We start from the raw sequence: 25,169 nt of genomic DNA, 5'->3' as shown, positions 1-25,169 counted from the left end.
GTGGCCGTTCGCACGGGCGAGGCAGAGCCGCAGTACGGCGTCGCCGCTGAGCTCGTGCGGCTGGAACCCCTTGGCGCCCGGAGGCAGGAACGGCCCACCCGGCGCCGCCGCGATAGTTACTCGAGCGTAACGTACCGATGGGTTACCGGTGGTACGCGCTTGCCCTTAGCGTTCCCCTCACTCCGCGAAGGAGCAGAGCGAAGGGAGCCGGCAATGCGCCAGGCGTTCAGGAATCTCCGCGCCCGTACGGTGTCCGGCCGCACCCGGCCGGCGACGGTCGCCGTCGCCGCTCTCGCCTGTCTGGCACTGCAAGCGGTACCAGCCGGGACGGCCACCGGGTCCGAGCGGCCCGACCCGCAGGACTCACGGGTCCCGGCCTTCTACGACCCGCCCGCTCAACTGCCCGACGCCGACGGTGAGTTGATCCGGACCGAGCCGCTCCCGCTCGGCCTGAGCCTGCCGGGCCCGAACGGTCCGCTGCCCGGCGAGGCGACCCGTCTGATGTACAAGTCCACTGACTCGAACGGCGATCCGGTGGCGGTGACCGGCGCCTACATCGAGCCGTCGGCCGAGTGGAAAGGCGACGGCCCGCGCCCCCTCGTAGCCCTGGCACCGGGCACGATGGGGCAGGGCGACCAGTGTGCCGCCTCGCTCGCTCTGGAGCACCCGACCAGCTTCAACGGCCGGTCCGTCTCCGTCGGTTACGAGGACGTGGCGGTCTACCGGCTACTGGCCCAAGGCGCCGCCGTGGTCGTCACCGACTACGCGGGCCTCGGTGCGACGGACCGGCTGCACACCTACGTCAACCGCCTCGACGAGGCACACGCCCTGCTGGACTCCGCCCGTGCGGCCCGCAAGCTGGACGCGGCGTCGGTCACCTCCGGCTCGCGCGTCGGCCTGTACGGCTACAGCCAGGGCGGCGGCGCGACCGCCGCAGCCGCCGAACTGCAGCCCTCGTACGCACCGGACGTGAAGCTCGCCGGCACCTATTCAGGCGCACCGCCCGCCGATCTGACCGAGGTGATGAAGGGCATCGACGGCAGTGCGCTGGCCGGTGCGCTGGGCTGGTCGATCAACGGCTTCGTCCAGTCGGACCCCTCCCTGGAGGAGATCGCGGACGAGAACATCAACACCGAAGGGAAAGCGGCCCTGCAGGATCTGTCGGCCATGTGCGTGGGCGACTCGATCTTCAGGTACGGCTTCAAGCGGAGTGAGGAGTGGACGACCAGCGGCAAGTCCATCGCCGACATCATCGCCCAGGAGCCCAAGCTTCAGGCCACGTTGGACGCCCAGCGGATCGGCTCGCGGAAACCGGCGAGCCCGGTGCGGGTGGCGACCGGCACCCAGGACGACATCGTGGGGCACGAGCAGGCACGCCGCCTCGCCGTGGAATGGTGCGGCAAGGGCGCGGACGTCACCTACAAGCCCGTCGAACTGCCCAACCTCGGCGACGGGTTGCTCACCAACCACCTCACACCGCTGATCGTCGACCAGGGCGATGCGATCTCGTGGCTCACCGACCGCCTTTCCGGCAAGTCCGCCACGTCCGACTGCGGGACCGGGTCTCAACTCAGGTCGGACATGTCGAGCACGAACCGGTAGTGGACATCGCCTCGGCGGAGGCGGGCGAGGGCGTCGTTCACCTGTGTTGAGGGGAGCAGTTCGATCTCGGCAGTGATGCCCTTGCCGGCGCAGAAGTCCAGCATGGCTGCGGTCGCGGGACGGCCCCCGCTGCCTGCGGAGCTGAGTCTCTTGCGTCCCACGAGCAGGTCCATGGTCTCCACGGTGACCGGTCCGAGGTGCCCGAGGTGGCTGAGGGTGCCGTCCATGGCGACCAGTCGCAGATACGGACCGAGGTCGTGCGGGGCGGCGATGGTGTCGATGACGACGTCGAACCGGTCCCGCGCCTCGGCCATTTGCTCCGGTTCCGTGGACACGATGAGCCCGTGGGCGCCGAGACGACGTGCGTCATCGGCCTTGTCGGGCGAACGGCTGATGACCGACGTCGTGGCGCCGAGCGCCACGGCCATCTTGACCGCGAGATGCCCCAGGCCCCCCAGCCCCGCCACGCCGACGCGGCTGCCGGGCCCGACCCCCAGAGTCTGCAGCGGTTCCCAGACGGTGACACCGGCGCAGAGCAAAGGAGCGGCGGCGGCCGGGTCCAGGCCGGCAGGAAGCGGGTAGGCGAACCAGTCGCGGACGACGTACTCGCGGGAGTACCCGCCCAGGGTGGTCGATCCGTCCAGCCGGTCGGTGCCGCCGTAGGTCAGGGTCGGGAAGGCGTGACAGAAGTTCTCCTGACCGGCCCAGCACATGGGGCACTCGCCGCACGAATCGACGATGTTGCCGATCGCGACGCGGTCACCGACGCGGAAGCGGGTGACCGCGGGCCCGGTCTCGGTGACCACGCCCGTGAACTCGTGCCCTGGCACCAGGAGATGGCCCGTTTCGCCGTCATGGTCGCGGACGGCGTGCAAGTCGGTGTGGCAGACGCCGCAGTAGTCGATCTGGACCGCGAGATCGTCGGGGCGCAGGTCGCGACGCTCCAGCGGTGTGCGCCGCAGCGTTGCCGTGGGGCCGTCCGCCTGCCAGCCGGTCGTTGTCCGCACAGCGCATCTCCTTAAACAGACTGTTCGGTCTATTAGCGTAGGCGCGGTCCACCCGCTAGGCAAACCAACCGTTCTGTCTGTTAGTGTCGCGGGCATGGCGGATCAGCCCCTGACCTCGCGCGGAGCCGCGACTTACCAGCGCATCCTTGATGTGGCCACCCGGGAATTCGCCGAGCACGGCATCGCCGGAGCGCGTATCGAGCGCATCGTGTCCGCCGCGCGCACCAACAAGGCCCAGCTCTATGCCTACTTCGGCAACAAGGACAAGCTCTTCGACGCGATCTTCTTCGGCTCGCTGGAGCGGATCACGAACGTCGTCCCCATCGACGCCGCCGACCTCGCGGACTGGGCCGTACGCCTCTACGACGAATACCTCCGCCGCCCCGACCTCATCAGGCTGGCCACCTGGGCGCGTCTGGAGCGCCGGCCGGGCGGCCACCTCGTGGAGGACCACGACCGCTGGGACGATCGCAAACTGCGGGCCATCGCCGAAGCCCAAGCCGCCGGCCGGGTGCGCCCAGGAGACCCGTTCGACGTGATGGCCATGGTCATCGCCATGTCCATGGCCTGGTCACCGGTCAGCAACGTCTATGCGGCGACCGACCAGGAACCCCCCGACGTGCACGAACAGCGCCGTTCCCTGCTCCGCGAAAGCGTCCGGCGCACTGTCGCGGCCGATTGACTGCGTCGTTCAAGCCACCGAGGCGGCGGCGCCCTGCGGGGCGGATGCCACGGCGTCCCGAGATGCATAACGGCTCGACGGGCGGGCCAGTCCGTAGTGTTCGCGCAGCGTGCGGCCGGTGTAGGCGGTGCGAAAGAGGCCGCGTTCGCGCAGGATCGGCACGACGTGCGCGGCGAACAGGTCGAAGCCCCCGGGCAGCCAGGGCGGCATGACGTTGAAGCCGTCGGCGGCCCCCTGCTCGTACCACTGCTGCAGCTGGCCGGCGACCTGCTCGGGCGTGCCGGCGATGACGCGGTGGCCCCGTGCACCCGCCAGACGGTGCAACAGCTGCCGCACGGTGGGCTGTTCGCGCTCGACGATGTCGAGGACGAGCCGGAAGCGGCTGCCGTTGCCGCGTTCGCCCTCCGTCTCGATCAGCTCCCGCGGTACGGGGCCGTCCAGCTCCTCCTGCGTCAGGCTGATGCCGAGGAGCCGGTGCAGCAGCTCCAGCGAATACTCCGGCTGTGTCAGCTCGTTGAACTCCTCGTGCAGCCGCCGCGCCGCCGCCTCCGTGGAGGCGATGAACGGGCTGATGCCGGGCAGCACCAGCAACTGCCGTGGATCACGCCCGAGTCGGGCGGCCCGATTCTTGATGTCGGCGTAGAACTCCTGGCCGCTCCGCAGCGTCTGGTGAGCGGTGAAGACCGCTTCCGCATAGCGGGCGGCGAAGGCCCGTCCGTCCTCCGAGGAACCCGCCTGTACGTAGACGGGCCTGCCCTGCGGCGGGCGGGGGATGTTGAGCGGGCCGCGCACCTTCAGCAGCGGGCCGTCGTGGTCGACGGTGTGGATGCGGTCGGTGTCCGCGAAGAGGCCACTGCGCTGGTCGGCGACGAGTGCGTCGTCCTCCCAGCTGTCCCAGAGCTTGCCGGCGGCCTCCAGGAAGTCGCGGGCGCGCTCGTACCGTTCGGCGTGTACGGGGTGAGCGTCGAGGCCGAAGTTCTGCGCGGCCTGCGGCGCCGAGGTGGTGACGATGTTCCAGCCCGCTCTGCCCTGGCTGATGTGGTCGAGCGAGGCGAAGAGCCGCGCCAGGTTGTACGGCTCGGAGTAGGTCGTGGACGCGGTGGCGATCAGGCCGATCCGCTCGGTCACTGCGGCGATGGCCGACAGCCACGTGAAGGGTTCTAGCCGGAAGCGGCTCGCGTAGCGGACGTTGTCTGCCAGGGCCGGGCCGTCGGCGAAGAAGACGCCGTCGAAGGCGACTTCCTCCGCACTGCGGGCGAGATCCTGGTAGAAGCGGACGTCCAGCAGCCGGTCCGGGTCCGAAGTGCTGTGCCGCCAGGCGGCCTCGTGATGGCCGCCCGGATAGACGAACAGATTGAGGTGCAGCTCCCGCGGCTCCTCGCCGCCGTTCACCGTCATGCGGAGACCTCCGCCCTGCTGCCGGCCGCCACGCGCTCCCGGGAGGCGGGAGCCCCGCCTGCGGACCGCCCCGCCGCGTCCACTTCCGCGCCCACTTCCCCGTCCACTTCGCCGTCCACTTCGCCGCCCACTTCTCCGCCCGTCTCGACGTCCACGCCCAGCCGCGTCAGCAGCGACTCGCGCAACGCCGCGTACTGAGCCGTGCCGTGGCTGCGCGGGCCGTCCAGCTCGACGCGGACGTCCGCCGTGATGCGGCCGTCCTCCAGCACCGCGACGCGGTCGGCCAGTTCGATCGCCTCGTCCACGTCGTGCGTCACCAGCAGCACAGCCGGACGGTGCGCCTCGCACAGCTTCCGCAGCAGCTCGTGCATGCGGATGCGGGTGAGCGCGTCCAGTGCCCCGAACGGTTCGTCCGCGAGCAGGAGTTGGGGCTCCCGTACGAGGGAGCGGGCCAGCGAGACCCGCTGCTGCTCACCGCCGGACAGCTCCACGGGCCAGGCCGACTCCCGGTCGGCGAGACCGACTTCGGCGAGCGCCGCACGCCCGCGCTCGCGCGCCCCGTCACCGGTGAGGCCGAGCAGCACGTTGTCCAGGACCCGCTTCCACGGCAGCAGCCGTGCGTCCTGGAAGACGACGGAGACGTCGGCGGGCGCGCTCAGCAGGCCCTTGCCCCGCACGTTGTGGTCGAGGCCTGCCAGCGCCCGCAGCAGCGTCGACTTGCCGGATCCGCTGCGTCCGAGCAGCGCCACGAACTCGCCTGCCCTGATGTCGAGTTCGAGCCCGTCCAGGATCTTCCGATCCCCGAAGGAACGTTCCAGACCGTGGATGCGTACCGCCGTGCGTCCTTGCGCCGCTGCGCTCAGCTCGCGAGTGTCCGCCGCCATGACAGCACCTTCCTCTCCGCGTATCGCACCAGCCCGTCGGAGAGGAGGCCCAGCAGCCCGTACACGACCAGCCCGACGATGATGACCTCGGTCTGTCCGTACGTGCGTGCCAGCTCCATCATGTAGCCGAGTCCGCTGGTGGCGTTGACCTGTTCGACGACGACCAGGGCCAGCCAGGCCGCCGTCACTGCGAAGCGCATGCCGAGCAGGAAGCCGGGCAGTGCGCCGGGCAGCACGACATGGCGTATGAACTGGCTCCGCTTCAGCCGCACCGTCTCCGACAGCTCCACATAGCGGCTGTCGATGGTGCGCAGCCCGTTGTGGGTGTGGATGTAGACGGGGACGAAGACGGCGAGCGCCACGGTGATGACCTTCATCGACTCGCCGATGCCGAACCACAGCACCAGCAGCGGCACCAGCGCCAGCGAGGGCAGCGCCCGTTTCATCTGCACCGGGCCGTCGATCAGGCCCTCGCCGACGCGGCTCAGCCCGGCTGCGACCGCGAAGAACAGCCCGCCCACGGTGCCGAACAGCAGGCCCAGCAAGGCACGTTGGGCCGAGCTGGCCAGATGGCCCTGGAGCCTGCCGTCCGCGATGAGATCGCCGGCAGTGCTCACGACCGTCCACGGTGCCGACAGCAGACGGGGCTCTATGAGCCCGGCCGCGGAGCCCGCCGACCACACGGCGACGAGCAGCAGCGGGCCGAGCGCCTTGCCGAACCTGAGGGGACGGCCCGGCGCGAGGCGCGGGCCCCCTAGTGCGGGCTGCCGCCGCCACCGCACGGCGCCCGTCAGGCGCCCGAGTGTCTGTGTGCTCACGCTCACGGCTTCTCCTCCCCTGACTTGCCACCCGACTTGAGGGCGTCCGCGGCGACCGGTTCGAAGCGCCGGTCGAAGAGCGTCGCCGCGTCGAACTTCTCCTGGCCGGTCTCCCTGGCGATCAGGTCGACGGTCTTCTGATGGCGGCGGATCACCGCGTCCCAGTCGGCGGGTACGGCCGGTTCGCCGTTGTGCTTGTGCAGGTAGGCGCCGTCCGCACGGCTCAGGCCCTGGTCCTTGACCGCGTAGCCGTCGACCCACTCCTCCGGGTGCTCGTACGCCCAGAACTGCGCCCGCGCCAGAACTTGACGAACTCCCTGATGGCGGCGGCCTTCTGCGGATCGGCCACGGACTCGGTCGGCGCCCACAGATGGGAGGCGTCGTCGCGGAGCCCGTGCGGGATGGTCTTGCCGCCGTCCTTGCCGTACTTGGCCGGGTAGCGCTTGAGGTTGACCGCGCCGAGCGGTGCCGCGTCGACCTGGCGCTCGCCGAGTGCGGTCGAGTAGACGTCGCCGGTGCTGGGCATCTCGACGAGCTTCACGTCGTCCTTCTCCAGCCCCGCCTTGGCCAGGATGCGCAGTACGAGGGCGCCCTGCGCCTGCCCGGGGCTGAATGCGATCTTCTTCCCGCGCAGATCCTTCAGCGAGTCGATGCCGGCACCGGGCGCGATTCCCAGCCGGTAGATCGGATTCCGCGCGGGGTCCTTGCGTACCTCCGCCGCGACGAGTTTCGTGTCAAGGCCCGTCCAGTGCGCGTGAATCGACGGCACTTCCGCAGACGCGCACAGATCCAGCGAATGCGCGCGGAATGCCTCGGAGCACTGCGGACCGCCGCTGATATTCGCCCACTTCACCTTGAACGGCAGTTTCTTCGCGGCTCCTGAGAGCTTCAGTATCACGCGGTCCTCGGGCGCACCGATCGTGAGCGTCGTCTTCGGGGAGACCTTGGGGATCTCCGTCTTCGCGAGCTTCGCGTCGCTGGTGCCGCCCGTGTCCTGCTGCGCGCAACTCACCAGCAGCGCAGGAGCGGTGAGGGCGAGGAGAAGCGCGGAAGTCCTGGTCGGGAGCCATCGGCGGGCGTACGTACGGTGGCGGGTCCGGTGCTGGTCAGGGGCGTGCCTGGGCATGTTCGTGTCCCGGTTCGTTCAAGGGCGGGGGTTGTACGGGCATGCGCCACCGGACCGCCCTGCGGGAATCGCAACGGGGCGGCCGAACGGCGCAGATAAAGAAGTGAGAACGGGAATGGGGGGCGCGGGACGGCGTTTGCCGCGTTTGCGCGCCGGGGGAGAGAACTCAGCTACACAGGGCGGATGCGACGCGCCGGAAATCCACGGAGCGGCGCTGAGTGAAGCCGGGGAAGTTGAGCATGCCGACGAAGCTAACGACACCCCGTACCGGGGTCAACAGCCCGCAGCCGCAAGGCAGAAAGTGCAATACGGGCTTCGCGTCCCTGCCATTGCGGTGTTACACGGGGAAACACCCACGGAAGTCGGGGGCGCGGGTGGCGCGGGTGGCTTGGGGAGCCGTTGGGCAGCCGGCCGCGCCGGAACTTCGCCTTCGAGGACGTACCGCCGGCATCTACGGGGTGTACCGGCTCCCCGTCACCTGGGAAGCGAGCTGCTGAAGGCGTCCGATGCCTCACCGACGGCTGTCGTGAACCGGCGGCGGCACATAGTGCTTGGGCGAGTTCCGCTCCTCCGGCAGCGGCGAGTTCCGTACCGGCGACTCCACTTGGGGGGCGCCGGCCGGCCGCAGCCCGGCAGCGCGCTGCCATCCGGCCCGCGCCCGCGGGTGGTAGCGGTACCTGAACGGCACCAGCCGCCAAGCATGATGGACGAGCCGCCCGATGCGCCGCAGCCTCCGCTCGTCCCGTACGGTCCACCGGTGCCCGAGCCGCTCGCGCACCGGCGCGGGGAAGAGCCCGACCGTGAACCAGACGGTGAACCGTGCCTGCGGCCCGCGCAGCGCACGCCAGACGGCATGCGGCATCCAGGAGAGCGCCGGCGGCCTGGCGATGAGGCGGATGTCGAGCACGTCGCGCGCCAGCTGATTGTCCTCCAGCACCTCGCGCGCCATCCGGTCCCAGTACGCCTGGAATTCGGGCCAGCTCTCCGGCACGGGCCGCATGCTCATCCCGTACAGCCGCCACCAGCGCACGTGTTCGTCGAAGAGCTGCCGCTTCTCGTCCTCGCTCAGGCCGGGTCCGAAACGGTCGGCGACGAGCAGCGTGAGCATGAAGAAGGTGGAGTGTGCCCAGTAGAAGGTGTCCGGGTCGAGCGCGTGGTACGGACGTCCCTGCCCGTCGACGCCCTTGATCGTGTTGTGGTATCCGCGCACTTGACGGGCGGTCTCGACGGCGCGCGGACCGTCGTAGACGACGCCGCCGATCGGATACAGCGAACGGAACAGCCGCTGCCAGCGCTCCTCGAAGAACCGGGAGTGCTCGGCGACTCCGGCGCCCAGCCCGGGGTGCATGTTCTGCATCGCGCCCGCCCAGGGGGCGAGCAGCACTCCGCGCCAGTCGCCGAAGTACTTCCACGTCAGCGAGTCAGGGCCCAGCGGCTCCTGGCCGGCGGGGCCGGGCCTGGCATCCGGTTGCTGCTCCACACCCCGGCTCCTTCCCGCTACGGGCCTGCGCGAGTCACCGGCCGGCGGCCAGTCACTCGCCGGCGGCACCCGCGGAGGCCGCTGCGCCGATCGCGGCACCGGTTGCGATCTGCATGTCGTCCAGCGCCTTCTTCAGTGCGGGACCGGCCTCGCCTGCACGCTCCGTCAGCGCCTTGATGCGCTTCTTGTGCTCGCGCCGGTCCTTGCCCGAAGTGACGGTGGGCAGCCGGCCCACCGCGGCCAGCGCGGTCAGCGCGGCCTGCCGGGTGCTGAACTCCTCCACGGGGCGCCCGCTGGTCAGCGTCTCTACGGCTTCCGCACGCAGGCGCTTCACCGAGGCGGTGTCCTTCACGGCGATCCCGTCGTAGCGCCAGGTGCGCCGTTCGATACGGATGGCGCGCTCGCGTTCGAGTTGCTGCTCCACTGCCTGGAAGCACTGCTTGCGCTTCAGCTGCACCAGCGCCTTCCACTTGCGGGGCTTGTCCGCCGCTATCGCGCGCAGCGCCTCGTCGAGCACCGGATCGCCGGTACGCCGGTCGCCGACCGTGCGGGCCTTGCCGCCCTCATCGGTGAGGCAGCCGCGATCGGTCAACTCGACGAGCACAGCGGCGCGGAGCACGTTGCCCAGCACGTCCCGCTTAGTGAGCTTCTCCTTCTCCATGTCGCACGCGAGCAGGTACAACTCGGCGGGGAGGCTGCGCTGGTCCCCCGGATTCTTGTCCTTACGGTCCATGCCCCCATCACAGCACGGGAGGGCGGGACGACTTAAGCCCCGGTGACGGGCTTTGTTGGGGCGCGCCGTGTTCGCTTCGGGTGTGTTCGTGGTGCCGGGGGCGGGCCGTTCCGGCGGCGTCCGGTTCCGCGACGGGTTCGCCTCCGGGGGGTGCGTGGTGCCGGGGGCGGGCCGTTCCGGCGGCGGCTCCGGGAAGGCATGATTTTCCTCCCTGTGCCGTTACGGGCCTTTGTTCTGGCTCTCATGTGCCGGTCCGCAAATCCTGCTTGAGTTTCCCGGAACCACCACCTCCACGTCCCCCCCTCCCGTGCGTCGGCGGCTCTCCCCCGGTGGGAGTCACCTCGTCCGTCCCCGGCCGGGCTCCCGGATGGTTGTGAGTCCCCAACAGGCCCCTGACCAGGGCTGGTTGACGGTCTAAGGCACTCGCAAGAGTTGGCGAAGTCCAACACACGGTGCAGCGGTGGCAGCCGCGAGGGTGCAGAAACGGCGCGCAACCCCGAGGGGGTCGCCGGGGGCGAAGCCCCCGCAGGGGGTGCCGGGGGCGAAGCCCCCGCAAAGGGGGTGCGGGTGGCGGAGCCCCCGCACTGCGCGGCGGAGCCGCGCAAAAACACGACGAGGGTGACCCGGTCCGCGCTTTCCGCGGACACAGATCACCCTCACCCGAGTGGAGATGGCGGGAATCGAACCCGCGTCCAACGGTGCAAAAGAAGGGCTTCTCCGAGCGCAGTCCACTTCGATTTTCTCGGCCCCGGAGATCACGTGGACAAGTCTCCGACGGGCCCAGTCACTGTTTGATGTCCCGGCAGACCCCGTGACCGGGCCTGCGCGGTGAGTCCCCTAGCTGATGCCAGGATCCGGGTCGGGAACGCACCCGGGCTGACACTTCACACTCGCTGCTTAGGCAGCGAGGGCGAAGGAATCGCGCTTCTGATTGGCGATTATTTTTTTGCGGCACATGGTTAACGAGATCATTGCCGCGTTCCTCGGCTCGCTTCACCTGCTTCGACATCCGCTGTCGAAACCGATCATCCCCATGTTGAGTTGACAACCCACAGCGCTTACAGGGCCCTCGCGGGCGGCGCGCTGTGACCATGGTACGTGACCTGGCCACACCACGGCCAACCGTATTGCGCGCATCGGTATTCCCACCCGCAGCACAACCGTAAGGTTTCCTTACAGTCAGCGCCTACGCGCTGTGCTCAGACCTTCACCCGCTGCCGCCGTCGTGCCGCGGCCATCGCCCGGTCCGACTCGCGCCGGTCCTGCCGCTCACGCAGCGCGTGCCGCTTGTCGTACTCCTTCTTGCCCTTGGCCAGCGCGATCTCGACCTTGGCCCGCCCGTTCAGGAAGTACAGCTGGAGCGGCACAAGCGTGTGACCCGTCTCCTGGGTCTTGCCGATCAGCTTGTCGATCTCGTAGCGGTGCAGCAGCAGCTTCCGCTTCCGCCTGGCCGTGTGGTTCGTCCACGTGCCCTGTGCGTATTCGGGGATGTGCACGTTGTGCAGCCAGGCCTCGCCGCCGTCGAGCTGGGCGAAGCCGTCGGCCAGCGAAGCACGGCCCTGCCGCAGGGACTTGACCTCCGTACCGGTGAGCGCGATGCCGCACTCGTAGGTGTCGAGGATGTGGTAGTCGTGCCGCGCCTTCTTGTTCTGCGCGATGAGCTTACGGGCGCCCCTCGCGTCCTTGGCCTTCTTGGCCTTGGCCTTGTTCTTGTTCTCGTCCTTCTTCGACATAGCCCGGCCATTCTCCCACTACGACCGGGTCTCCAGGCCACTCAATACTGTGCGGGCCCGCTCCGAGGCGTCCCCCGGGGAGTCGACCGGCAGGTCCGGGGTGATGCCCTCCCCGTCCAGCGAGCGGCCCGAGGGTGTTGCGTAGTGGCCGACGGTGAGCTCAGCGACGGAGCCGTCGGGGAGCTCCCGGGGCATCTGGACGGAGCCCTTGCCGAAGGTGCGGGAGCCGACGACGACGGCCCGTCCGCGGTCCTGCAGCGCTCCGGTCACCAGCTCCGCGGCGCTCATCGTGCCGCCGTCCACGAGTACGACCAGCGGCGGCGCCGCCCGGCCGTTCGCCGAGGCGCCGTGACGGCTGTCGGCGTAGAGGGCGCGCTGGCTGCCGTGCTCTTCGTACGTGGCGACGAGGCCGCCCTCCAGGAAGACGGAGGCCGCGGTGACCGCCTCGTCGACCAGGCCGCCGGAGTTGCCGCGCAGATCGAGCACGACGCCGGAACCCGACGGGGCGTGCCGGGCGACCGCTTCGCGCACCTGCTCGGCGGAACCCTTGGTGAAGGAGGTGACCTTGATACGGGTGACGCCGCGGCCCATCCGGTCCACGGCCACCGCGTCGGTGCTCAGCTGCACCCTGCGCAGCGTCTCCTTCAACTGCCGCCCGTCGCGGTCCAGTTCGAGCTCGACGCTGCTGCCCACCGGGGACGGGTCCGCGGAACGGCCGCCGGTCTCCGAACCTCGCAGCCGGGCCACGACGTCGGTGACGGGGTGGTCGGAGACGTCCTCTCCGTCGACGGCGCGCAGCCGGTCGCCGCGCTGAACGCCCGCGCGGTGGGCGGGACTTCCCGGTGCGACCCGGGCAACGGAGACGGACGGCGTTCCCTGGGCGTCCCGTTCGCGGCGCACGGAGACGCCGACGCCGACGTACTCCCCGTCCAGGGTCCGTTGAAGCCCCTCGTACTCGCGGGCCGTATAGGCGGAGGACCAGCGGTCGCCGCTGCGGCTGACCAGATCCTCGGCCTCTTCACCGCCCGGGTCCGCGCCGTCGTCCCTGGCGCGCTCGGTGTCCTCGTACAGGCCGGCTGCTCTGCTCGTGGCGCTGCCGAGGGTGCCGTCGCCGAAGTCCGCGTTCGCGGGGGTCTCCCCCGCCGCCATGTCACGCGAGCCCGCGAAGGCCCGCACGCCGTCGCCCCATGCACCGGTGGCCGCGCCCGTCGCAAGAACGCTCGCGAAAACCAGTGCCAGACCCGCTCCGCGGCGCAGTTGCCGGGAGCTTCCCCTCCGTTTGTCGGGGGATGGGGCGGAATACCACGAGTCCGACATGCTTCGGAGTCTAGGCCAGACGAGGGGCGCCGCACGGCCCGTTGGCCGTACGGCGCCAGCGTCGTGCGTCACACCTTCAAGTACTTGCGCAGCGTGAAGAACGCGGCCACCGCAGGCATCAGGACACCCACCGCGATGAGCAACGGCAGCACCTTGAACACCGCGTCCCAGCCGATGAAGTTGATGAGTGCGATCTTCTCCGCGAGCCAGCTGTCGATGAGGAAGAACTTGCCGCCGAGGAGGAGCACGCACGCGAACCCCGCGCCGATGAGCCCGGCGATCGCCGCCTCCAGGATGAACGGCATCTGGATGTAGAAGCTGGAGGCACCCACCAGCCGCATGATCCCCGTCTCCCGTCGCCGGCTGAAGGCCGAGACTCTGACCGTGTTGACGATCAGCAGCAGGGCGACGACGAGCATCAGCCCCATCACGAACAGGGCAGCGATGTTCATGCCGTTGAGCAGATTGAAGAGGTTCTCAAGCAGGTTCCGCTGGTCCTGGACCTCCTGCACCCCTGGTCTGCCGGAGAACGCCGTCTGCAGCACCCGGTACTTGGTCGGGTCCTCGAGCTTGACCCGGTAGGACTCCTGCATCTGGTCGGGCGTGAGGGAGTCGGCGAGCGGAGAGTCCTTGAACTGCTCCTTGTAGTGCTTGTACGCCTCGTCGGCGGACTCGTGGTAGACCTTGTCGACCACGCGCAGCTTCTCCAGGTCGGTGCGGATCTGCTGCTTCTGCTGCCCGGTCACGGCGCCCTTGGCGCAGTTCGGGTCGGAGTCGGCGTCGTTCTCGTTGCACAGGTAGACCGACACCTGGACCTTGTCGTACCAGTAGCCCTTCATGGTGCTGACCTGCTCGCGCGCGAGCAGGGAACCGCCGGCCAGGGCCAGAGACAGGGCGACCGACACGATCACCGCGAAGGTCATCGTGAGATTGCGGCGGAGACCGACGCTGATCTCCGACAGTACGAACTGGGCGCGCATGGCGTCCTTTCAGTGTGTTGCCGTCTCAACTGCTCAGACTGCTCAGACTGTTCGCCCTCGGGCCCGCCGGACGCAGCGCCGGCGGCCGCCCGCCGGCTGCTCAGTGCTGGTAGCCGTAGACACCGCGCGTCTGGTCACGCACGAGCCGGCCGCGCTCCAGCTCGACGACACGCTTTCGCATCTGGTCGACGATCTGCTGGTCGTGCGTGGCCATCACCACTGTCGTACCGGTCCGGTTGATCCGGTCCAGCAGCTTCATGATTCCGACGGAGGTCTGCGGGTCCAGGTTGCCGGTCGGCTCGTCGGCGATGAGCAGCATCGGACGGTTCGCGAACGCGCGGGCGATTGCCACGCGTTGCTGCTCGCCGCCGGAGAGCTCCCCCGGCATCCGGTCGTCCTTGCCGCCGAGGCCCACCAGGTCGAGCACCTCCGGGACCGTCTTGCGGATCTGGACGCGGGACTTGCCGATGACCTCCAGCGCGAACGCGACGTTCTCACCGACCGTCTTGTTGGCCAGCAGCCTGAAGTCCTGGAAGACCGTCCCGAGCTGGCGGCGCATCTGCGGCACCTTCCAGTTGGACAGCCGCGCGAGGTCCTTGCCCAGTACGTGCACCTGCCCGGTGCTGGCGCGCTCCTCGCGGAGGATCAGCCGGAGGAAGGTGGACTTGCCGGAGCCGGACGAGCCCACCAGGAAGACGAACTCGCCGCGCTCGACGTCCAGCGAGACATCGTGCAGCGCCGGGCGGTTCTGCTTCGGGTAGGACTTGGAGACGCTGTCGAATCGGATCACGGATACACCATGTCGGCCTGGGGTAGGGGCAGCGGAAGCCGGGGTGCGGCTCCCAGGGCACTCTCTCTCCCCCTGGCTTCGCCGGGGAAGGACCCCCACCGGGCTTCCGCCGGGGGACCCCGCCTGGCTTCGCCGGGGGCAGCTCCCAGCGTTGGCTGGGGGAGTGTGGCGACCTTACGCGAACCGGCCCACGGTGCGCAGTCGGCGTCCGTTGTTGGTGGGCTTGGTCACGTGCCCTTTGGGGCAAAGCGGGCATTCGCGGTCTTTCCCTCCGGCTTTCCGGGGCGGGTGGCGCCGGCGGGCGGCGGTCGGCACCGAGCCTCTGCGCACGCGCGCGGATGCTGGCACAGTGGAGTGGAGGACCGCATCCTTTGGGGAACCGATTACTCCCCGGTGTCGTTGGCAGACTGAGAGGAGTTCGCATGACATGCGACCGACTGGTGTGTGCCAACTGCGCCGGCCCCGTGAGCGAGGGCCGCTGCTCCGTGTGCCGCGCACACCGCGAGCGTCTGCACCGTGAGTCGCCGTTGGCGAGCCTCTCCCCCACCGCCCTGTTCGCGCTGCTGCTGGCCCTGCTGACCGTCGCGCTCGTGGCCCAGCGGATGGCGACGGCGTAATGGCGTGAGCGGGTCGCGACGCCGCGTGATCGCTTCCGGTCACCGTCGCCCCCCGCCCGCCTCGCACCCGTACACGTACGAGGGGCCCGGGACGCGCTGTCCGCTGCGTCCCGGGCCCCTCGCCTGTGTATCTGCGCCTGCGGACCTCAGGCAGCCGTACGGCGGTTGATCATGCGCGGCATGACGCGGAAGGCCACACCACCCGCGATCATCGTCGCGGCACCGACCAGGAGGTAGGTCGTCTCGGCGGAACCGGTGTCGGCCAGCTCCTCCTTCGGGGCCTGCGGCTGCTCGACGGGCTGGCTGCCCGAGCTGTCGGGCTGCGTCTCGCTGCCGCAGTCGACGCTGTCGTCGTTCAGGTCGCAGGTGTCGTCGCCACCGCCGGAACCGCCGATGGTGGCGGGCTCCTCGCCGCCGCCGGTGTCGCCACCGGTGTCGCCGCCCGTGTCACCACCGGTGTCGCCGCCGGTGGTGCCCTCGGAGGTGTCACCCGTGGTCTCACCGGAGGTGCCCTCGGAGGTGTCGCCCGTGGTGCCCTCGGTCTCGCCACCCTCGACAACGCCCGTGACGCCACCGTTGACGGTGCCCTCGGTGTCGCCGCCGGTGTCGCCACCGGTGGTGCCCTCGGTCTCGCCGCCGGTCTCGCCACCGGTGTCACCGCCGCTGTCGCCACCGCCGATCACACCACCGAGGAGGCCGCCGACGAGGCCGTCCTCCTGCGCCGCGGCGCTCGGGCTGGCGGCCTGCGCGGCACCCGCAGCGGTGAACGAGGCGCCGACGGCGAACACCGTGCCGGCTGCAACGCGCGCCACACGCAGCCGCGTCTTCGATTTCATCATTGGCCAACTACCCCCAGTAGTTTCAATCTTCAATGGAGCAGCTGTGTGACGGGCTGCGGAGCCTCTTGCCGGGACACGGATTCTGTCCGCTCATCACCCCCGCACGCGCCCCTGACACAGGCATGCGATCGCACAGCTTTCCCACTTTTCACACCTCAGTCAAGCGAGAACAGTGTGAATTGGCCGTTCCGCACGGCGAGTTCACGAGTGCCGTCCGAATCGTTATGCGGACGTGGCTCGTTGAGCCTCGTGATCAGCTCTCGTCCTGCTGCTCCTGCTGCTTGCGCCAGCGGATGCCTGCTTCGAGAAAGCCGTCGATATCTCCGTCGAGAACGCTCTGGGGATTGCCGACTTCATGTTCCGTCCGCAAGTCCTTCACCATTTGGTACGGGTGCAGGACGTACGAACGCATCTGGCTGCCCCAGGAGTTGCCCCCGTCCCCCTTGAGCGCGTCCATCTTCGCCTGCTCCTCCTGACGGCGGTGTGCGAGCAGACGTGACTGCATCACGCGCATGGCGGCGGCGCGGTTCTGGATCTGGGACTTCTCGTTCTGACAGGAGACGACGATGCCCGTGGGGATGTGGGTCATCCGGACCGCGGAGTCCGTGGTGTTGACCGACTGGCCGCCCGGCCCGGAGGAACGGAACACGTCGACCCGGAGCTCGTTCTCCGGGATGTCGATGTGGTCGACCTGCTCGACGACGGGCAGCACTTCGACACCCGCGAAGGACGTCTGACGGCGGCCCTGGTTGTCGAACGGCGAGATGCGCACCATGCGGTGCGTGCCCTGCTCGACGGAGAGAGTGCCGTAGGCGTAGGGCGCCTTGACGGCGAAGGTCGCGGACTTGATGCCCGCCTCCTCCGCGTAGCTGGTGTCGTAGACCTCCGTCGGATAGCCCCTGCGCTCGCTCCAGCGCAGATACATCCGCATGAGCTGCTCGGCGAAGTCCGCCGCGTCGACTCCGCCCGCCTCGGCACGCACGCTGACGACTGCCTCGCGCGGGTCGTACTCACCGGAGAGGAGGGTGCGGACCTCCAGCTCGTCGACCGACTTGCGGAGCGACTGCAGTTCGGCCTCAGCCTCGCCGCGGGCGTCCTCGTCGTTCTCGCTGCCGGCGAGTTCGAAGAGCACCTCGACGTCGTCGATCCGCGAGCGAAGCTCCTCGACTCTCCGCAGCTGGCCCTGGAGGTAGGAGAGCTTGCTGGTGACCTGCTGCGCGTTCTCCACGTCGTCCCACAGGTCGGGGGCCGCCGCCCGCTCCTCGAGCGAGGCGATGTCCGCCCTCATCCTGCCGAGGTCCATGACGGCCTCGATCGACTCCATGGTGGAGCGGAGGGACTTGAGCTCTTCGGGAAAATCGGGGATGGCCACACCTCCACCCTAACGGCTGAGGGATCCGCCCGTTCCCGGCCGGGGTCGGCGGAACACGGCCCGTACCGGGCCCGCGGCCCCGGCGGGATCGCGTCCGGGTCCGGGCGTGATCACGTCCCGGTCCGGGCGTCATCGCGTCCGGTCCGGGGCGGGACATCCGTACGGATCCAGGCCGGAGTCCGGCCGGAATCCAGGCCGGTACGGCCTGACTCTCCCGCCTGACTCCCCCACTCGCCGGTTCCGTGTCAGGGCTCGTGCGGCCGCTCGACCGCGGGCGCCGGCTGAGTGGTCTCACCGTCGCCACCGGACGCGGCCAGCCATCCGCCCAGGCCCGCCACCGCCGCGATCACCGCTGCTCCGGCGCCCAGTTTGAGACGCCGGCGGCGCTCGGCCGCCGCGGAGGCCCGGTTCCGGGCGGAGCCCGCACGCGGCTCGCCCACGGCCCGAGGTGCGCGGGCGGTGCCGTGGGCGCCGCCGGCCAGCTCGTCGGCGCCGGGCACGCGCATGCTCGTATGGGTGTCGCGGTTGGAGTCGGGGCCCGCGCCGCTGTGCACCAGCGGCACCGCGGCACGGCCCGGGCGCCCGTGTGCGCCCGTACCGTGACCGCCGCCCGGCGGCGCCGCGCGGCCGTCGTGCCCCGCGGAGACGGACGTACGGGCGTGATCACCCGAGGAGGTCCGCCCGCCGCCGTGCAGCTCGCCGGAGCCGTGGCTCTCGTGCGGGCCGTCGGAACCGCCGTACTCGTACGACTCGTAGGGCTCCTCGGGCTGTTCGTCGATGTCCAGCTGCGGCAGGCCCTCAAGATCCGGCAGCAGCTCGCGCAGCCGTCCCGCCACCTCCTCCGCGCGCAGCCGCGAGGCGGGGGCCTTGGCCAGGCACTGGTGGATCAGCAGCCACAGCTCGTCCGGGATGCCGGGCAGCGGGGCCACCGACTCGGTGACGTGGCGGCGCAGCACCGCGCCGGGGTGTCCGCCGCCGAACGGCGTGAATCCGGCGAGGAGTTCGTAGAGCACGGTGGCGAGGGCGTATATGTCGACGGAGGCGCGCGGCGGCAGGCCCTCGACGATCTCCGGCGCGAGGTAGTCGGGCGTGCCGATGATCGACGTCGCCCGCGTGGTGCGGGGCGAGTCGATCAGCTTCGCGACGCCGAAGTCCGTGAGCAGCGCGGGCGGTGCGCCGCCGGGGCCTGCCGGTGCCAGTGCGTCCAGCAGTACGTTCTCGGGCTTGACGTCCCTGTGGACGATGCCCGCCGCGTGCGCGGCCGCCAGCCCGTCCGCGACGTCCGCCGCGATCGCGACCGCGGGCTGCGGCGCGATGCGGCGGTCGTGCTCCAGCCTGGTGCGCAGATCCGTGCCGCGGACCAACTGCATGACGAGGGCGAGGTCGTTGCCGTCCACGACGAGATCGCGGACGCCGACCACGCTCGGGTGGTCGAGGCAGAGCAGGGCGCTGCGCTCCTGCACGAACCGCTCCACCAGGTCCTCGTCGGAGGCGAGGTCCTCGCGGAGGAGCTTGACCGCGACGGGGCCGTCGGGACCTTCGCCGAGCCACACCGTGCCGGCGCTGCCGCGGCCCAGGATCTGGTGAGCTGTGTAGCGACTGCCGATCTTCCGTGCCATGGCGACAAAACTACGCGGCGGAAGGGGCTTGAGGGCCCAGGAGCGCACTAACCGTCACTTTCGAGGGGGAATTCTCTCCCCGGAAGTCGACAAATCACCGAACTCGCGTACTGGAAGCGCTATTTGGGAGCGCTGTCGACCAGATTCCCGATCTCCCTGAACAGGTTCTGCACCGACTCCCAGAAATTCTTGCCCTCCTCCCACCACTGGGGAAGCGGAGTGAGATTCCACACCAGTACGGCAGCCACGACGAGAAGAAGGATCATGAACAGGCAGCCCTTGAGACAGCCGAGCCCGGGGATGTGCATCGGGTTCGCGCCGCGCTGCCGCGGCTCGCGCCGGGGCCGCGGCTCCCTGCGGGGCGGCGGCTCCGGCTCGTACCGCTGCGGTGGCGGCTGTGCGGGGCGGCGCTGCTGCCGTCCGTACTGCTCCGGGGGCGGAGCCTGACGGCGGCCGGGCGGCGGCTGCTGCGGCGGCGGGGGCTGGCGGTGCGGACGGCGGCGCAGCGGATCCATGCTCGGGTCGAGCGGCTGGACCTGCGTCTGCTCGTTGCGGTCGCGGGCCGCGCGCATCTGGCCTTCCCAGGGGTGCGGACCCTCTGGCTGCCCCGCATCCGGGGACTGCGCGGGCGGTGGCGGAGCACCGGGGACGGGCGGCATGACCTGGGTCGGGTCCGCGTTCGGTCCCTGTCCGGCCTGACCCCCGGGGCCGCCCGGACCGCCCTGGGCGCCCGGCCCCTGGGCACTGGAGTGCGGCATGTAGCTGGTGGCGGCGTTCGGGTCGTACTGGCCGCCGCCCGGGCCCTGCCCCTGGCCCGCGCCCTGCGCCTGGGCCGAGGCGGAGTGGGGCAGCATCTGGGTGGGGTCGGCGCTCCCGGCCGCCGCACCCGCGGCGGCGCCCGCGGCCGCTCCGGCGACCGCGCCGCCGGCTGCCGCGGCTCCCACGCCGCTGCCCGTGCCGGTCTCCGGCACCGGCGCGGGGGCCGGGTCGGGCGCGAGCAGCCCGGCGACACCCATCGCGGCGGCGGCCTGGTCCGGTGTGGCCTGGGCGCCGATGCCGCCCGCGACCGTACGGAGCGCGTTCGCGAGGTTCACCGCGCTGGGCCGCTCTTCCGGCTGCTTGCGCAGACACCGCTCCACGACCGTCCACAGCGGGTCGGGCATGCTCGGCGGCCGCACCGGGTCCTCACGCAGGTGGCGGTTGAGCACTTCGAGCGCGCTGCTGCCGGCGAACGGCGGCTGCCCGGTGGCCAGTTCGTACAGCAGGATGCCCGCACCGTAGATGTCGACTGCGGAGGTCTGGGGCCGGCCCTCGGCCGACTCGGGCGCCACATATGCGGGCGTGCCGACGAACTCCTGTGTACGCGTCAGCCCCGGCGAATCGGCGAGCCGCGCGATGCCGAAGTCGGTGAGCATCGGGCGCATGCCCTCGGGACCGTTCGCGAGCAGCACGTTGGCCGGTTTGAGGTCCCGGTGCACGATGCCGTCGGCGTGGCTCGCGGCGAGCGCGTCGGCGACCTGTGCGGTCACCAGGGCGGCGGCCACCGGCGAGAACGGCCCGTTCTCGCGCAGATAGCGGTGCAGGTCCGGCCCCTCGACCAGATCCATCACCAGGGCGAGCAGATCGCCCTCCACGACCAGGTCGCGCGTACGGACGATGTTGTGGTGCGTGAGCCGGAGCAGGACGGAGCGCTCCCGCAAGAAGCGCATGACCACGTCGGGATCGTTGGCCAGCTCCTCCTTGAGGACCTTGATCGCCACCGTCTCGCCGGGCTGGCCCGGCACTGCCGCCTCGGCGCCCGCCGTCTGATTCTGCCTCGCCCGCCACACGGTGCCCGTGGCGCCGCGGCCCAGCGGTTCCTCGAGCAGGTACTTGCTGCCTACAGGCCGCACGTCATGCGCTCCCTGGTGTCGTACTGCAATCCCACCCACAATAGTGCCGTCTCGCGAACGGTCGACGCCGAGTGCGAACGGATGGGCGACTTCCGGCAAAGACGCACCGGGCGCCGGGCACGGTTGCGGCCCTGCGGCGCCCGCTGCGGCTGCCGGGGCGGCCCCCGCTCGGTACACCGGCCTGCGGCGCGCGCGGGGCGCGGATCGTATCCGGCGAAGTGTCCGGGCAGGCCCTCTTGCGCACGGGAGCGCAAAATCAAGATCATTGACCGCCGCGAGCGGGACGCGATGTCAGTGACGGGTGCGAAGATGCTCGCGGCATCGACAGCACTGTGTGCGGGCGAGTGGCCCCACGGGCCGCGTGATCCGTCCGTGGCGGCGAGGATTCGGCGGCCGCGGGTGCTGTGCCGTGTGGGACATGTGTGCAGGGCGCGGAAGCGCGGCGAGGGTGACCGCCTCGCCGCATACGCAGCCGGCACACCGGTGGTCGGGACCGGGAGGGCCGATGCAGATCCGGCTGACTGTCACCCTCGGGCCGCGCGGAGGCGGCCAGGGTGCGGGTGGCGCGGCAGGTGCGCCGGGCGCTGGAGCAGCGTGCGACGTACTGGTCACGGCCCCGTCCGGCACACCGCTGTCCGCCGTGACCGGCGGGCTCGTCTCCACCGCCGCCGCGGCGGCGAGCGGCTCGGGCACCGGCGGCTCCGGCGCGGGCGGCCCGGGTTACGGAGGCGGAGCCGAGTCCCCGGCGGATTCGACGACGGCGGTGTACGCGGGCACGGAGCGGCTCGATCCGCACCGTCAGATGCTGGGCGAACCCCCGCTGCTGGACGGCGCCGTCATCTCCCTGCACGGCCCGGTTCTCCCGGCCGCCGCGCCGGCCCTCTCCACGTACGGCTCCGCGAAGGCGAGGCTGCACGTGATCTCGGGTCCGGACGCCGGTGGCATACACCTCCTGCAGGGCGGCAAGGTCCAGCTCGGCCGCTCCGCCGAGGCCGACGTACCGCTCGACGACCCGGACGTCTCACGGCTGCACTGCGCGGTCACGGTCTCCGACGGCGGTGCCGTCACCGTCACCGATCTCGGCTCCACCAACGGCACTTCGCTCGACGGTGCGCCCGTCGGGGGGCAGCCGGTGCTCTTCCGCCCCGGTTCGACGCTGCGGGTCGGTGAGTCGGCGCTGCGTGTCGAGACATCGGCGGAGGGCGCCTTCCCCGGCTCCGGAGAAGCTGAGGGGCCTTCAGCCGCCGCTCCCCTGCCAGCCTCCCTCCCTACGCTGCCGGACGGGAACGGGCAGTTGCGGCTGGCGGCGCCGCGGGGAGGACAGGACTCCCTGCCGGACGCCCAGGGCACGCCCGGCCTCCACGGGGACGCCGCCACGCCCGTACGTGACGGGGGCGGCCCGCGCGAAGGCGGCAGGGAGAGCGCCGCACCCGCCGCAGGGGACGGCGCGCACGGATACGCACCGGGCGGCCCCTTCCCGGACGGGGGCACCACACACGGCTCGGGAATCGCCCAACACGCCCGCTACGCACAGCAGTTCCCGCCCGGGGAGGCCGCCGGGACACCGTCCGGCGGGTCCGGCGGGGCCGGCGCGGGTGAGCCCGAGCGGCCGCGCTCCCGCGGGCTGGGCGCCTGGGCCCGGCGCTTCACGGGCGGCCGCCAGGGCGAGGGCCACGCACCGTCGCTCGCGGGCGCGGCGGGCGGCTCCGCCGGCCCCGGCTCCGGCCCCGGCGCCGCGTACGGGTCCGGGTCCGCGTCCGCGTCCGGCGGTGAGGTCTCCGCGCGGACACCTGCGGACGCACGCCGTCCCGACCCGGCCACGATCCTGCTCACCGCACTCGGCCCGGGGCCCCGGCTCTGGGAGCGCGAGCCGGGCCACCCGGAGGCCCTGACCGTACGGATCGGCACGGCGCACCACGGCCACGGCCGGCCGGGGTCGCCGGTCACCGTCGGCCTGCGCGAAGCGGGCGCCCTGGGTCTGGCGGGCCCGCGGCCGCGCCTGACGGGCATGGCCCGTTCCGTGCTGGCCCAGCTCGCCGCCCTGCACGGCCCGAGCACCCTGGAGATGGTGCTGATCTCGGCGGACCGCTCGCGGGACGCCGAGGCGCGCATCCGGGAGTGGTCCTGGCTGGGGTGGCTGCCTCATCTCCGTCCGGCGCACGGCCAGGACTGCCGTCTGCTCACCGCGTACGACAGGGACCAGGCCACAGCGCGCGTGGCCGAACTCACCCACCGGCTGGAGGAGTCGCGGCAGCAGGAGTCGCGGCAGCAGGCCGGGCATGCGGGGCGCGGCGGAGCGCCCTCCGGTCCCGGTCCGTACACCCTGCTGGTCGTCGACGGCGATCCCGGATCTGCCTCGCTGCGCGACTCGGTGGCGCGGCTGGCGGTGGAGGGGCCGCGGGCCGGCATCCATCTGCTCTGCCTCGCCGAGACCCCCGCGGCGACTCCCTCCTCGCCGGTCTCCGAGACGGTACGGGCCGCGTGCGACACGTCCGCGGCCTTCCGGGAGTGCGGGGCGCTCGCGCTGCTGAGCGGAGCGGTCGCGACGGCGGTACGGGTGGTCCACCGCGAGAGGACGGCGCCCGGCGGGCCTGACGGGGTCCCCGGCGGCCCTGACGGCGATGCCGCCCCCGGCCCCGGCCCCGGCTCCGCCCCGGGGCCCGGCGCCGCGCACACCACCGCGGGCACCCCCGGCACCGTCTGCACGCTCGACGCCGTATCGCCGGCCTGGGCCGAGCGTTTCGCGCGGGCGATGGCTCCCCTGCGCGAGCCGGACGGCGCCCGGGCGCGTACGGGCGCGGCGTCCCGGTCCGTCGTCGCACTCCCGCGCAGCTCCCGGCTCCTCGACGAGCTGGGGCTCGCCCGCGCCACTCCCGCGGCGCTGCTGGCGCGGTGGGCCGAGCCCGGCGGGAAGGACGCGAACACGGCGCAGGGCGGCCGGGACGGAAGGGGCGAGCAGGGCGGCGCCGGCGGCCAGGGCCCGCAGGGCGGACCTCCCGTCCCCGCAGCCGGCCGCGCCACCCTCGTCTTCGGTGCGGGCCCGCGCGGCTCGCTGGAGACCGAGTTGGGGCTCACCCGCGGGCACGCCCTCGTCACCGGGCCGCCGGGTTCCGGCAAGACGGAGCTGCTGCGCTCGCTCGCCGCCTCCCTCTCCGTGGGCAGCCCGCCCGACCGGCTCCAGCTCGTGCTCCTCGACGGTGACGGTGCCGCGGGCGACGGCCTCCACACATGTCTGGAGCTGCCGCACGCCCGTCACCATCTGGCGGCCAACGATCCGGGCACCATGCGGGAGTTCGCGCAGTCCCTCAGCGGAGAGCTCAAGCGCCGCACGGAGCTGATCGGCACGGAGAGCACGTACGAGGGCTTCGCGCGCCGGGTCGCCCGCGCCGGGCACCGCTCGGCCGCGCGGCAGCTCCGCCGGGCGCAGCCCGCCGGATCCCCCGAAGCGGCCCCCGTGAGCGACCCCCGGGACGAGCCCGGCACGCTCCGCCTCCGCACGCAGACGGGCCCCGCGCCGAGCGGCGGCACGAACGAGCAGAGCGACGCCACGACCAGCGACGCAACCGGAGCGACCGTTCAACACTTGGACGCACAGACGGCTCCTCTCCCCAGAATCGTCATCCTTGTCGACGACTTCGACACACTTGCCGACCCCTCACTCGGCAACCCGGGGCGCCCCGCCGCGGGTTCGGTGATGCGCGCCCTGGAGAGCGTGGCGAAGGACGGAGCGCGCCTCGGGATGCATGTGGTGGCGGCGAGCGGCCGCCCGGACCGCACGGAGGGTACGGCCGTCGCCCAAGCGGCCGCGCTGCGCGCCGAACTGAGCCGGCAGGGCGGCGGCGACGGGGCGGATGGCGACAGCGCCCTCCCGGGCCGCGGCACGCTCACCGAGGCCGACGGCACGGCCACGGCCTTCCAGGCGGGCCGGATCACGGGCCGTATCCCGCGCACCGCGACGCAGCGTCCGACGGTCGTTCCGCTGGACTGGACACGCGCCGGAGATCCGCCTGCCCGCCGTCCGGTTCGCGAGCTCGGCAACGGTCCGACGGACCTCGCACTGCTGGCGAGCGCAGTGGGCCGGGCAGCGCAGTCTCTGGGGCTGGACCGACAGGAATCGGGCACGGTCGCTGCAAACAGATCACGGAGTGGTCAAGATGAGGTTCTTGAAAGCTGACAACGTATTGCGGGCCCTCCGCGTTCAGGCGTAGGAAGTTGCGCACGGGACTGAGGGCGTAGACCAGAAAGCCCTCTGCCTTGTGACGAAGCGGCACGGCGGCCGG

Annotated in this window: 20 protein-coding genes and 1 other RNA gene; 4 read left to right on the top strand and 17 right to left on the bottom strand. The window is 71.3% G+C overall.

All coding sequences use genetic code 11. From position 1 onward, the window contains the following. The first annotated feature begins 213 nt into the window (after window positions 1–213). Window positions 214–1,602: a lipase family protein gene (locus ACSMXX_RS20980; RefSeq protein ID WP_473180245.1), complete on the top strand. Its 1,389-nt coding sequence runs from the start codon at window positions 214–216 to the stop codon at window positions 1,600–1,602. On the opposite strand, the gene ACSMXX_RS20975 is transcribed toward ACSMXX_RS20980, so the two are convergent. Then, window positions 1,566–2,609, bottom strand: coding sequence for an NAD(P)-dependent alcohol dehydrogenase (locus ACSMXX_RS20975; RefSeq protein ID WP_473180244.1), 1,044 nt, complete (start codon window positions 2,607–2,609; stop codon window positions 1,566–1,568). The genes ACSMXX_RS20980 and ACSMXX_RS20975 overlap by 37 nt on opposite strands. Before the next feature lie 94 nt (window positions 2,610–2,703). Here ACSMXX_RS20975 and ACSMXX_RS20970 point away from each other — a divergent pair, with 94 nt between their 5' ends. Next, window positions 2,704–3,291 carry a TetR/AcrR family transcriptional regulator gene (locus tag ACSMXX_RS20970; protein ID WP_473180243.1) on the top strand — a complete coding sequence of 196 codons (588 nt, stop codon included), beginning with the start codon at window positions 2,704–2,706 and terminating at the stop codon, window positions 3,289–3,291. A 9-nt stretch (window positions 3,292–3,300) separates the two neighbouring features. Here the strand turns inward: ACSMXX_RS20970 and ACSMXX_RS20965 are convergent, their stop codons facing one another. The 12 genes from ACSMXX_RS20965 to ftsE all read right to left on the bottom strand — a co-directional run bounded on the left by ACSMXX_RS20965 (window position 3,301) and on the right by ftsE (window position 14,550). Beyond that, window positions 3,301–4,689 carry an LLM class flavin-dependent oxidoreductase gene (locus ACSMXX_RS20965; RefSeq protein ID WP_473180242.1) on the bottom strand — a complete coding sequence of 463 codons (1,389 nt, stop codon included), beginning with the start codon at window positions 4,687–4,689 and terminating at the stop codon, window positions 3,301–3,303. Beyond that, window positions 4,686–5,573, bottom strand: coding sequence for an ABC transporter ATP-binding protein (locus tag ACSMXX_RS20960; RefSeq protein WP_473180241.1), 888 nt, complete (start codon window positions 5,571–5,573; stop codon window positions 4,686–4,688). The genes ACSMXX_RS20965 and ACSMXX_RS20960 overlap by 4 nt, the downstream gene beginning before the upstream one ends. Then, window positions 5,549–6,367: an ABC transporter permease gene (locus ACSMXX_RS20955; protein WP_473184885.1), complete on the bottom strand. Its 819-nt coding sequence runs from the start codon at window positions 6,365–6,367 to the stop codon at window positions 5,549–5,551. The genes ACSMXX_RS20960 and ACSMXX_RS20955 overlap by 25 nt, the downstream gene beginning before the upstream one ends. Window positions 6,368–6,393: 26 nt before the next feature. After that, complete coding sequence (locus ACSMXX_RS20950; RefSeq protein ID WP_473180240.1) at window positions 6,394–6,546, bottom strand: hypothetical protein; 153 nt, start codon at window positions 6,544–6,546, stop codon at window positions 6,394–6,396. A 68-nt stretch (window positions 6,547–6,614) separates the two neighbouring features. Continuing rightward, window positions 6,615–7,517 (bottom strand): ABC transporter substrate-binding protein, encoded by a 903-nt coding sequence (locus ACSMXX_RS20945; protein WP_473180239.1) that lies wholly within the window; start codon window positions 7,515–7,517, stop codon window positions 6,615–6,617. A gap of 511 nt (window positions 7,518–8,028) precedes the next feature. Beyond that, window positions 8,029–8,997: an oxygenase MpaB family protein gene (locus tag ACSMXX_RS20940; protein WP_473180238.1), complete on the bottom strand. Its 969-nt coding sequence runs from the start codon at window positions 8,995–8,997 to the stop codon at window positions 8,029–8,031. Window positions 8,998–9,049: 52 nt separating this feature from the next. Beyond that, window positions 9,050–9,730 (bottom strand): GOLPH3/VPS74 family protein, encoded by a 681-nt coding sequence (locus ACSMXX_RS20935; RefSeq protein WP_473180237.1) that lies wholly within the window; start codon window positions 9,728–9,730, stop codon window positions 9,050–9,052. A 662-nt stretch (window positions 9,731–10,392) separates the two neighbouring features. After that, window positions 10,393–10,763, bottom strand: a transfer-messenger RNA (tmRNA) gene (gene ssrA, locus ACSMXX_RS20930). Window positions 10,764–10,929: 166 nt separating this feature from the next. Then, window positions 10,930–11,463 (bottom strand): SsrA-binding protein SmpB, encoded by a 534-nt coding sequence (smpB, locus tag ACSMXX_RS20925; protein ID WP_473180236.1) that lies wholly within the window; start codon window positions 11,461–11,463, stop codon window positions 10,930–10,932. A gap of 18 nt (window positions 11,464–11,481) precedes the next feature. Further along, window positions 11,482–12,780: a S41 family peptidase gene (locus ACSMXX_RS20920; protein ID WP_473180235.1), complete on the bottom strand. Its 1,299-nt coding sequence runs from the start codon at window positions 12,778–12,780 to the stop codon at window positions 11,482–11,484. 68 nt (window positions 12,781–12,848) lie between these two features. Beyond that, window positions 12,849–13,760, bottom strand: coding sequence for a permease-like cell division protein FtsX (gene ftsX, locus ACSMXX_RS20915; protein ID WP_473180234.1), 912 nt, complete (start codon window positions 13,758–13,760; stop codon window positions 12,849–12,851). Window positions 13,761–13,860: 100 nt separating this feature from the next. Beyond that, complete coding sequence (gene ftsE, locus ACSMXX_RS20910) at window positions 13,861–14,550, bottom strand: cell division ATP-binding protein FtsE (protein WP_473180233.1); 690 nt, start codon at window positions 14,548–14,550, stop codon at window positions 13,861–13,863. 422 nt (window positions 14,551–14,972) lie between these two features. Here ftsE and ACSMXX_RS20905 point away from each other — a divergent pair, with 422 nt between their 5' ends. Continuing rightward, on the top strand, window positions 14,973–15,167 hold the full coding sequence (locus tag ACSMXX_RS20905; RefSeq protein ID WP_055485219.1) for a hypothetical protein: 195 nt from the start codon (window positions 14,973–14,975) through the stop codon (window positions 15,165–15,167). 146 nt (window positions 15,168–15,313) lie between these two features. Here the strand turns inward: ACSMXX_RS20905 and ACSMXX_RS20900 are convergent, their stop codons facing one another. The 4 genes from ACSMXX_RS20900 to ACSMXX_RS20885 form a co-directional block, all read right to left on the bottom strand. Next, window positions 15,314–16,006: an LPXTG cell wall anchor domain-containing protein gene (locus ACSMXX_RS20900; RefSeq protein ID WP_473180232.1), complete on the bottom strand. Its 693-nt coding sequence runs from the start codon at window positions 16,004–16,006 to the stop codon at window positions 15,314–15,316. A 253-nt stretch (window positions 16,007–16,259) separates the two neighbouring features. Next, on the bottom strand, window positions 16,260–17,378 hold the full coding sequence (gene prfB, locus ACSMXX_RS20895; RefSeq protein WP_473180231.1) for a peptide chain release factor 2: 1,119 nt from the start codon (window positions 17,376–17,378) through the stop codon (window positions 16,260–16,262). Window positions 17,379–17,623: 245 nt separating this feature from the next. Continuing rightward, window positions 17,624–18,997, bottom strand: a complete 1,374-nt coding sequence (locus ACSMXX_RS20890; protein WP_473180230.1) for a serine/threonine-protein kinase — start codon at window positions 18,995–18,997, stop codon at window positions 17,624–17,626. Window positions 18,998–19,116: 119 nt separating this feature from the next. Next, on the bottom strand, window positions 19,117–20,889 hold the full coding sequence (locus ACSMXX_RS20885) for a serine/threonine-protein kinase (protein WP_473180229.1): 1,773 nt from the start codon (window positions 20,887–20,889) through the stop codon (window positions 19,117–19,119). Between the two features lie 505 nt (window positions 20,890–21,394). Here ACSMXX_RS20885 and ACSMXX_RS20880 point away from each other — a divergent pair. Further along, window positions 21,395–25,063: an FHA domain-containing protein gene (locus tag ACSMXX_RS20880; protein WP_473180228.1), complete on the top strand. Its 3,669-nt coding sequence runs from the start codon at window positions 21,395–21,397 to the stop codon at window positions 25,061–25,063. Window positions 25,064–25,169: the final 106 nt, after the last annotated feature.

This window comes from Streptomyces sp. DSM 116795 (assembly GCF_055792905.1).
This window is presented reverse-complemented; position numbering and strand designations above follow the sequence as displayed.

Coding starts and splice junctions, on each gene's coding strand:
- ACSMXX_RS20980 (WP_473180245.1), top strand. CDS start 214: ATGCGCCAGGCGTTCAGGAATCTCCGCGCCCGTACGGTGTCCGGCCGC.
- ACSMXX_RS20970 (WP_473180243.1), top strand. CDS start 2,704: ATGGCGGATCAGCCCCTGACCTCGCGCGGAGCCGCGACTTACCAGCGC.
- ACSMXX_RS20965 (WP_473180242.1), bottom strand. CDS start 4,689: ATGACGGTGAACGGCGGCGAGGAGCCGCGGGAGCTGCACCTCAATCTG.
- ACSMXX_RS20960 (WP_473180241.1), bottom strand. CDS start 5,573: ATGGCGGCGGACACTCGCGAGCTGAGCGCAGCGGCGCAAGGACGCACG.
- ACSMXX_RS20945 (WP_473180239.1), bottom strand. CDS start 7,517: ATGCCCAGGCACGCCCCTGACCAGCACCGGACCCGCCACCGTACGTAC.
- ACSMXX_RS20935 (WP_473180237.1), bottom strand. CDS start 9,730: ATGGACCGTAAGGACAAGAATCCGGGGGACCAGCGCAGCCTCCCCGCC.
- smpB (WP_473180236.1), bottom strand. CDS start 11,463: ATGTCGAAGAAGGACGAGAACAAGAACAAGGCCAAGGCCAAGAAGGCC.
- ACSMXX_RS20920 (WP_473180235.1), bottom strand. CDS start 12,780: ATGTCGGACTCGTGGTATTCCGCCCCATCCCCCGACAAACGGAGGGGA.
- ftsX (WP_473180234.1), bottom strand. CDS start 13,760: ATGCGCGCCCAGTTCGTACTGTCGGAGATCAGCGTCGGTCTCCGCCGC.
- ACSMXX_RS20905 (WP_055485219.1), top strand. CDS start 14,973: ATGACATGCGACCGACTGGTGTGTGCCAACTGCGCCGGCCCCGTGAGC.
- ACSMXX_RS20900 (WP_473180232.1), bottom strand. CDS start 16,006: ATGATGAAATCGAAGACGCGGCTGCGTGTGGCGCGCGTTGCAGCCGGC.
- ACSMXX_RS20890 (WP_473180230.1), bottom strand. CDS start 18,997: ATGGCACGGAAGATCGGCAGTCGCTACACAGCTCACCAGATCCTGGGC.
- ACSMXX_RS20880 (WP_473180228.1), top strand. CDS start 21,395: ATGCAGATCCGGCTGACTGTCACCCTCGGGCCGCGCGGAGGCGGCCAG.